Origin of the sequence: Crocosphaera sp. Alani8 (assembly GCF_038442745.1) — a bacterium.
Taxonomy (GTDB): Bacteria; Cyanobacteriota; Cyanobacteriia; order Cyanobacteriales; family Microcystaceae; genus Crocosphaera.
Genome location: NZ_JARVCN010000137.1, coordinates 1 through 8,855, shown reverse-complemented (window position 1 = coordinate 8,855; position 8,855 = coordinate 1). Strand labels below are relative to the sequence as shown.

Sequence of the window (8,855 nt, the reverse complement as noted above, 5' to 3'; positions counted from 1 at the left end):
TTGGCTCTTTTCGTCATCTGGTAAGGCTTTCAGGTATTCGTGTCCCCACGCCAGGGTACTTATATATAGAGTGCTATCATTCATCGTTTGTGGCTAGGTATTTGTTACACCCTATCATTATGGACTGTCAATATACTAAAATACTTCCGAGTCAGAGTATTTTGAATTCAAGGAAAGGAGTCAAATCCCCAATAATGAATGATTTTGAACCTAAATAACCTTATTTTCTGGATTTTCTTCCCATCTGTCTTCCCTTATAGTCCTAGCTATTAAGCATTTATCCTCAAATTCAAATGTATTGCTATTATGAGAGGAAAAATCTCTTTCTTAAAAAAAGTTTACTTTTTGTTAACATTTTGTTACGCTATTCATGTAACAACCGTTACAGCAGACTTGTAGTTCCTAATGCCAGGGGACACAACTTTCCATTAATTTCACATAAATTACACGCACATACGCAAGCATAACTATGGTTCAAGCAAAACCGTTGACTGATAAGAACGTTTCCGAGTCTAATCAGATTATTCAGTTCAATCACCCCGTAAAATACCGCACTTCTGAGTGGTACACCGGACACGGTGAAATTGTTGCTAGTGGAGATAATCGTTCTTTTGAAGTATCAGCCAGTTATAACTTAAAAGCTACTGTTAAGTTAGTTAACGAAATCTTAAACCCAGAAAACCCAACCTTAGCTGAGATTTACAGCAGTCGTGGTCGCTGTGTTGCTATCGTTGATCTTACCGTAGATGAATTGTACGGCGAAGCAATTCGCGGATATTTTGAGTATCATGACATCTCTTTAGAATTATTACCCTGTCGGGCTTGGGAATCTGACAAAACCCCCCAAACGGTTCATAAACTCCTCGGCTTTTTAGGGAAGGATGGTTGCGATGTTTCCCGTAACGAACCCGTATTGGTTATCGGTGGTGGTGTCTTAAGCGATGTAGCGGGATTAGCTTGTGCATTGCAACACCGACGCACCCCCTATGTGATGATTGGAACTACAGTAGTAGCGGCGATCGATGCAGGGCCTTCTCCTCGTACCTGTACCAACGGAAGTCAATTTAAGAATAGTATGGGTGTTTATCATCCTCCTGTTTTAACCTTGGTCGATCGCACCTTTTTCCGTACCTTAGAAACCGGTCATGTGCGGAACGGGATGGCTGAAATCATCAAAATGGCCGTTACAGACGACCCCGTTTTATTCGAATTGATGGAAAAATACGGAACCCGTTTATTAGAAACTCATTTTGCTACTTTGGGAGACGACGAGGAACTTTCCGGGATTGCCGATGAAGTAATTTATCGAGCTTTATTCTCTTATATGAAGCACGAAGGGACAAATATGTTTGAAACTTATCAAGATCGTCCCCATGCTTACGGACACACTTGGAGTCCTCGTTTTGAACCAGCAGCCAAGCTAATGCACGGTCATGCAGTATCTATTGGTATGGCTTTCGGTGCCAGTTTAGCAACGGAAATGGGTTGGTTATCTCCAAGCGATCGCGATCGCATTCTTGCCCTTTGCTCTTCTGTGGGTTTATCTGTGTATCATTCCATCCTAGAAGACATGGATATCATGTTAGAAGGACAGAAAAATATGCGCCGTAAGCGGGGAGAGGGAGGACTTTGGGCCCCATTACCCACCGCTATTGGTGAATGTGATTACGCTCAGGATATTTCGTCCGGGTTATTACAACAAGCAGTGGATCATCATAAAGGAATATGTGTTTCCTTGCCATCTGGGGGAGAAGGCAAGGAAATGTATCTCAGCGATCTCGGTTTAGCATAGGAGGAATTAACCATGAGTCAATTATTAACCACTCCTTCGGTAGCTAGACCAGTCACACCTTTAGGCATTCTAGTCGAAAAATTAGAAAATGTCCGTAAATTGGCCGAAAATGAAGAAGTCTCGGCTTCTTTGTTAACTGCTCTACAAGAGGTAGAAGCCCTAGCAGGAGGGCTAGATCCTTACTTAGACGACTGCACCACGGAAGAATCCGCCGCTTTAGCCAACTTAGCCCAAAAAACAGCCCAGGAAGACTGGAGTAAGCGGTTTTCTGACGGTGAAACCGTGCGTCATTTAGAACAGGAAATGTTATCCGGTCATATCGAAGGACAAACCCTCAAATTGTTTGTCTCTATGATGGGTGCAAAAAACATCCTAGAAGTAGGGATGTTTACAGGTTATTCCGCTCTAGCTATGGCCGAAGCGTTACCAGAAGATGGTTGCGTTATCGCTTGCGAGGTTGATCAATATGTGGCTGACTTTGCCCGCTCTTGTTTTGATCAATCTCCCCACGGCAGCAAAATAGACATTAAAGTATCTCCTGCTCTGGAAACCATGCAAGGCTTAGCAGATGGTGAAAAATGCTTTGATTTAGTGTTTATTGATGCCGATAAGAAGGAGTACATCGAATACTTCAAACTCTTGTTAGAGAGCAATTTAATTGCTTCTGGGGGCATTATCTGCGTGGATAACACCTTGTTGCAAGGACAACCCTATTTACCAACGCAACAACGAACCGCCAACGGGGAAGCGATCGCTCAGTTTAACCGTTTTGTGGCAGAAGATCCTCGTGTCGAACAGGTATTGTTACCTTTACGGGATGGTTTAACTCTCATTCGACGCAAATAGTTTGAACAGGAACTGAGAATTAATCGCCGTTAATTCTCGGTTCAATTTTTAAACTTAGAAAGGTTTAACTGATATCCTGCACCAGTATAGAAAAACTTAAATTAGTCAGCAGTCAGCAGTCAGCGTTCAGCATTCGTTTAATCTTACTCAAAGTAGATGATAGGGATTGATATGTTTCAGCTGATGGCTGATAGCTGAAAGCTTATAAACTAGCCAGTTTTATCGAAGGTGCAAGATGTAAGTTTAATTCAAAGAACTTGCTGTAGATGTTGTTTTTCCATTACATTTACCATTTCTCCTACACTATTTTTTTGTAAAGTGATGATGGCATTACTGAAAACTATCGCTACATTGGGACTGCTTCTAATTGTTTTTCCGATTAATCTTTCCATTGTTTTAGTTTCTTTAATTGTTAGCTCAATAATGGAACTTTTCGGAGGTAAAAAAGTTAATCAAAATCCGAAGAAGGTATTATTAACGGGGGGCAAAATGACAAAGTCTTTGCAGCTTGCCCGTTCTTTTTATAATGCTGGACACGAGGTTATTTTAGTAGAAACGGATAAATATTGGTTATCTGGACATCGTTTTTCCAAAGCAGTTAAAGGGTTTTATACAGTTCCTGCACCAGAAAAAGATCAAGCCGGATACTATCAGGGATTATTAAATATTGTTCAGAAAGAAAATATCGATGTTTTTATCCCTGTATCTAGTCCCGTTGCTAGTTACTACGACTCTGTTGCAGGTAATTTATTAGCCTCATATTGTGAAATTATGCACTTTGAACCTAACATTACAAAAATGTTAGACGATAAGTTTGAATTGTGCCAACAGGCACATATATTGGGGTTATCTGCACCACAAGCTTTTCTAATAACCGATCCCCAAGAAATTCTTGATTTTGACTTTAATAGTAATCGAGGTAAAAAGTATCTTTTAAAAAGTATTAAGTATGACTCTGTTTCTCGCTTAGATATGACAAAACTTCCCTTTGAAGGAATGGAAGATTATGTTAAAAATTTACCTATTGGTAAAGATAATCCTTGGACAATGCAAGAATTCATTACAGGAAAAGAGTATTGCACCCACAGTACAGTAAGGAAAGGAAAAATTAGATTGCACTGTTGTTCAGAATCCTCTCCTTTTCAGGTTAACTATAAACATATCGAAAAACCAGAAATTTCTACTTGGGTAGAAACATTTGTCAAAGAATTAAACCTGAGCGGACAAATTTCTTTTGATTTTATTCAGTCTCAAGATGGCACTGTTTATCCCATCGAATGTAACCCCCGTACTCACTCTGCTATCACCATGTTTTATAATCATCCAGGGGTAGCTGATGCCTATCTTAAGGATGCTGAAAACAACGAACAACCTATTACTCCACTAATTAATAGTAAGCCCACTTATTGGCTATACCACGAAGCTTGGCGATTAACTGGAATTCGTTCAATAGCAGATTTTCAAGCTTGGATAAAGAAAATTACTGTAGGAACCGATGCCATTTTTCAACTCAATGATCCCCTTCCTTTTTTAATGAATCCCCATTGGCAGATTAGCTTATTATTGGTGCAGAATTTGTACAAATTTAAGAACTGGGTAAAAATTGATTTTAATATTGGTAAATTAGTTGAACTAGGTGGGGACTAAGTTAAATTTAGAATTCAAAGTGTAGAATTTGTAATTGATCATTTGAGTGCGAAAATTCTACATTTTCTATCTACTTTATTCCCTAAATAATAATGGTTGATCAAATTGGAATTATCATTGCATTTATTTTTTTCCTACTGTTATTTACAGGGGTGGGAACCTACTCAGCAACCCAGAAAAAAGCTACCACCACCGACTATTTATTAGCCAGTCGTAGCGTTAATCCTTGGTTAACTGCCCTCTCAGCTATGGCAACAGGGCAAAGTGGCTTATTATTCATCGGACAAGTGGGTTTTGCCTATGAAAGTGGCATTTCCACAATCTGGCTGGTTATAGGTTGGGTCATCGGCGATTATCTTGCCTGGTGGTTCGTTTTTCAACCCTTAAGACAGCTTTCTGAGGAAACTGCATCGGACACCGTTTCTGCTTTTTTAGCCCAAAATATCAAAGGTTATCGGATTATTTCCTTAATTTCTGCCCTCATTACCCTAGTTTTTCTCGGTACTTACGCCGCCGCCCAACTGGTAGCTGGCAGTAAAGCCTTAAATAGCGTGTTTGGCTGGAACTATAACTTAGGAATCATCATCGGTGCTATCATTGTGGCTGTTTACTGCTTTTCTGGAGGCATTCGTGCATCCATCTGGACAGATGCCCTACAAGGCATATTAATGTTAGGTTCCTTGTTGTTGTTAGTAATCGTTGCAGTGATTAAATGCGGTGGTTTATCTAGCTTATGGGAGTCTTTAAATAGCATTGACCCAAATTTAACCAATCTTAGCCCCCAATCCCTGCCATTGGGCTTTATTCCCTTCTTTATCGGTTGGATGGTTGCCGGGTTTGGGGTAGTTGGGCAACCCCATATTATGGTTCGCGCCATGGCCATAGACTCGGTCAAAAATCTTGCTTTCGCCAGGAACTTGAAAACCAGTTTAGGGTTAACCAACTCTTTCTCAGCTTTGGGTATTGGGTTAACCGCTAGGGTGTTACTGCCAAACCTATTAACATCCGGTGATCCAGAGTTAGCCTTACCTTATCTATCGTTGGAGTTATTACCCGTTGTTTTAGTGGGTTTAATTTTAGCCGGACTGTTTTCTGCAACCATGTCCACCGCAGACTCCCAAATCATATCCTGTTCAGCCGCCCTAACTCAAGACATCTTTCCTGGAATGTCTAAATCCTATAATTTTGCCAAAATAGGAACCCTGAGTGTAACTGCTATTGTTTTAGGCATTGCCCTCGCTGGAGATAATAATGTCTTCGCTTTAGTTACCTTTTCTTGGTCTGTGTTAGCTTCTGGGTTGGGTCCGTTATTGCTGGTGAAAGTATGGCAGCAACCTATTAATACTACAACTGCGATCGCTATGATGGTTACGGGGATCGCTACTGCTTTGGTTTGGAGGGTAGTTCTTAGCTTATCTGGTGTTATCTATGAAGTGTTGCCCGGTATGTTGGCAGGTATGGCTGTATATGGGGTTTATAGATTGTTTTTTAGCAAGTTTAATTAATTATCCATTATTAATCAGGAGATTTAATCATGTCTGTTTTTCATATTCTGCATCTCGTTGGTTCAGCAGAAAGTGACTTTTATTGCGACTTATCTCGTCTTTATGGGGAAGAGTGTTTTGAGGTTACAGCTAACCCTTCACGCTATCGTTTTTCTCTTGCTTATATTACCCCTGATCGCTTATGGCGTTTTCCTACATCTTTAAGGAAAGAAGATATCGACGCAGCTACCCCTCTATCCCTATCTCAAGCCATAAATTGGATTGTAGAACAAAATATTGATTTGGTATTGCCTCAAATGTTTTGTCTCCCTGGAATGACCCAATATCGGGCATTATTCGACCTTTTAAATATCCCCTATTTAGGCAATAAAGCGGATTTAATGGCTTTAGCTGCACACAAAGCACAAACTAAGGCGATCGTCGCTTTGACAGGAGTTAAAACCCCTTACGGAGAACTTCTGCACAAAGGTGATACCCCAAACTTGCGCCCCCCAGTCATTATTAAACCGGCAAACGGCGACAACTCCATTGGGGTGACACTGGTGAAAACGATGGATGAGTACGATGCTGCCTTAGAAAAAGCCTTTCAATGTGCTGATGAGGTATTGGTAGAAGAATACATCCAACTGGGTAGAGAAGTTAGATGTGGCATCATTGTCAAAGACGGTGAGTTGATAGGTTTACCCTTAGAAGAATATTTAGTTAATGAAGAAAATAACCCTATTCGTAGTTACGAAGACAAACTAAAAAGAAACGATGCAGGAGACTTAATTTATGCAGCAAAGGGTAACAAAAAATCCTGGATCGTTGATGTCAAAGATCCAGCCACTAGACGAGTTCAAGAAATCGCTAAACAGTGTCATCAAGCGTTAGGTTGTCGTCACTATAGTCTATTTGATTTTCGTATCGATCCCCAAGGACAACCCTGGTTTTTAGAAGCTGGTTTATACTGTTCTTTTTCTCCTAAAAGTGTAATTCCTGCAATGGCAAAAGAAAAGGGTATTTCCCTAGATGAGTTATTAGAAATTGTCATTAAAGAAGCCATTGGTTAAAAAAATGAGGTGGGTAATCCCCACCTTTCTTTATACCTGAGTTCTGTAGAGATTCATCGGTTTTGTAAATATTAAGATTTTTAGAGGAAACTTTCCGGAACTTATCAAACAGAGATACCATAGGGGGGAATGTTATGACAATTAAAGTGAGGATAAAATAGGATATGGATGTTAAATTAATTTTAGTGGGACTAACGGTATTATTCACGGTTTCCTGCCTGTTTTTTGGAACCAAGAACGGCTACTACGATTCGGATAATTATGATGGCAATGGCTCGGCACATTAATTTTTATAACCATCAAATTCTTAATATACATTTTAGCTCATTACTAGAGCTAAGTGAACTAAAACAACATCTTGTACACACTAACCGATAACAACCGTGTATGGGATGTTATTTTTTTGCATAGAGTAATTGCCAATTTATCTCAATTGATAAACAACAATTATCAAAAGGTAAAGAAACAAATTATAAAGAGCATGATTAATTCCAGAATTTCTTTTGTCAGCATTTGCCTTTTATTCTTCATGCTTTGGACACCACTGGGACAATACGATTTTCTTTTAGAGAATTGGATGAAGATTGGCACCTATGTTGCTCCGTTCCTTCTTTTAATGTTTTGCACATCGAGGACAAAACAAACAGATTCAATTTTTGCAGATATCCAATTGATGTCTGTATTTATGCTGGTTGCATATATTATTCATCAGTATGAGGAACATTGGATTGATGTTTTCGGTAGGGAATACGCATTTTACAGCTATATGAACGCCTTGATATCAAACTTCGTGAATGTCCAGAATCATGAAATAATCTTGCTAACCCCAGCTGCAATTTTTGTGATTAATACTTCTCTGGTGTGGTTAGTTGGTATCCTCGCTATCTGGCGTAGTCCAGGACATTTATTCCCAGCATTGGCTATGTCTGGCATCGTTGTTGTCAATGCTGTCAGCCATATAATTGCTAGTATAGCTCAAGGGTCATACAATCCAGGTTTGCTAACGGCAATAGTCATTTTGTTACCTCTGGGGATTACCTTTTACATCTGTGTAATTAAAACGACTTTGGTTGCCAGAGCGCAAGTTCAAGTGAGCCTCATTTGGGCGGTTTTGGCACATATAATCATGGTTACTGGATTGTTAGCTGCTAACTGGTTTCACCTTTTTTCCGAGTTAGTTTATTTTGTTATATTAATTTCTTGGTCTATGATACCAGTGTTCTTATTCAATTCTTCCTCTCAGCAAACACTTCAACCTGAATTTCAGCAGGAATCTCCACAAGACTGATTAAAGAAATTGTCTCAACAAGTAACTCGTAAATCAGTTTTTTTGTTGCTTAGTAATCTATATTTCAGTAGATTTTTTGACAAACTAGCGACCACAATCCAGGTAACTATGCTGAGTCTTTTTACTATAAATATTCTCATTCTCTGTAACCCTTTTTGAGCCATAATTAGGACAAGAATATTCAAGCTTTTTTAAAGGCAATGTAATAAGTAAAACAAAAAGAATATTCAATTGAAAATTCAAAGTAAATATTTTAGTTAAGGAAAAATAATAAATAGATTAAGTTTTGGTAAAGTGATTTTTGTTGCCATAAAAAATGATACTTATTTCCATAATTAAAAAGCAGGTTAAGAAATCTATAATAGGCATTTAAGAAAGTAGAAAATATAAAAATAACCCGATTTTATTTGACAAAAATTAGTCGGCGACTATAAATTTATATGTGGGTTGATCAACACTAAATTTAAAAATCTTTGACAAGAAAACGCAGGAAAATTAACATTCCCCTGCGCTCAGGGGTTCATTTTGTCTTTTCTCGACAAGATGTTTCCCCCTTAAACAGTTACTTAACTTTAATTTTATCAGAGGCATTTTGAATGCTTCTGCCAGGTGCCATTGTCTTAGTGAAGTTGTTGCCCGATTTCTAAATAATAAAAACAGACAAGGAAACTTATGACAAACAGTGTAATATTCATTCATCCCGATGGTACAAGTCCATCCCATTA

Annotated in this window: 8 protein-coding genes; 6 read left to right on the top strand and 2 right to left on the bottom strand. The window is 38.8% G+C overall.

Annotated features, from left to right (window positions below; translation table 11 throughout):
* Positions 1 to 469: 469 nt before the first annotated feature.
* Complete coding sequence (locus tag P9B04_RS09660; protein WP_342054778.1) at positions 470 to 1,792, top strand: sedoheptulose 7-phosphate cyclase; 1,323 nt, start codon at positions 470 to 472, stop codon at positions 1,790 to 1,792.
* Between the two features lie 12 nt (positions 1,793 to 1,804).
* Positions 1,805 to 2,638, top strand: coding sequence for an O-methyltransferase (locus tag P9B04_RS09655; RefSeq protein ID WP_342054777.1), 834 nt, complete (start codon positions 1,805 to 1,807; stop codon positions 2,636 to 2,638).
* Between the two features lie 248 nt (positions 2,639 to 2,886).
* On the opposite strand, the gene P9B04_RS09650 is transcribed toward P9B04_RS09655, so the two are convergent.
* Positions 2,887 to 3,030 carry a hypothetical protein gene (locus P9B04_RS09650; RefSeq protein WP_342054780.1) on the bottom strand — a complete coding sequence of 48 codons (144 nt, stop codon included), beginning with the start codon at positions 3,028 to 3,030 and terminating at the stop codon, positions 2,887 to 2,889.
* Between P9B04_RS09650 and P9B04_RS09645 the strand changes: the two genes are divergently transcribed.
* The 4 genes from P9B04_RS09645 (at position 2,963) to P9B04_RS09630 (ending at position 8,130) form a co-directional block, all read left to right on the top strand.
* Positions 2,963 to 4,285 (top strand): ATP-grasp domain-containing protein, encoded by a 1,323-nt coding sequence (locus P9B04_RS09645; protein ID WP_342054779.1) that lies wholly within the window; start codon positions 2,963 to 2,965, stop codon positions 4,283 to 4,285. The two genes, P9B04_RS09650 and P9B04_RS09645, sit on opposite strands and share 68 nt — an antisense overlap.
* A gap of 92 nt (positions 4,286 to 4,377) precedes the next feature.
* On the top strand, positions 4,378 to 5,790 hold the full coding sequence (locus P9B04_RS09640; protein ID WP_342054776.1) for a sodium/proline symporter: 1,413 nt from the start codon (positions 4,378 to 4,380) through the stop codon (positions 5,788 to 5,790).
* 29 nt (positions 5,791 to 5,819) lie between these two features.
* Positions 5,820 to 6,842 carry a D-alanine--D-alanine ligase family protein gene (locus tag P9B04_RS09635; protein WP_342054775.1) on the top strand — a complete coding sequence of 341 codons (1,023 nt, stop codon included), beginning with the start codon at positions 5,820 to 5,822 and terminating at the stop codon, positions 6,840 to 6,842.
* Positions 6,843 to 7,200: 358 nt separating this feature from the next.
* Positions 7,201 to 8,130: an HXXEE domain-containing protein gene (locus P9B04_RS09630; RefSeq protein WP_342054774.1), complete on the top strand. Its 930-nt coding sequence runs from the start codon at positions 7,201 to 7,203 to the stop codon at positions 8,128 to 8,130.
* Positions 8,131 to 8,625: 495 nt separating this feature from the next.
* On the opposite strand, the gene P9B04_RS09625 is transcribed toward P9B04_RS09630, so the two are convergent.
* A partial coding sequence (locus tag P9B04_RS09625; RefSeq protein WP_342054773.1) for a hypothetical protein occupies positions 8,626 to 8,855 on the bottom strand: 230 nt, incomplete at its 5' end.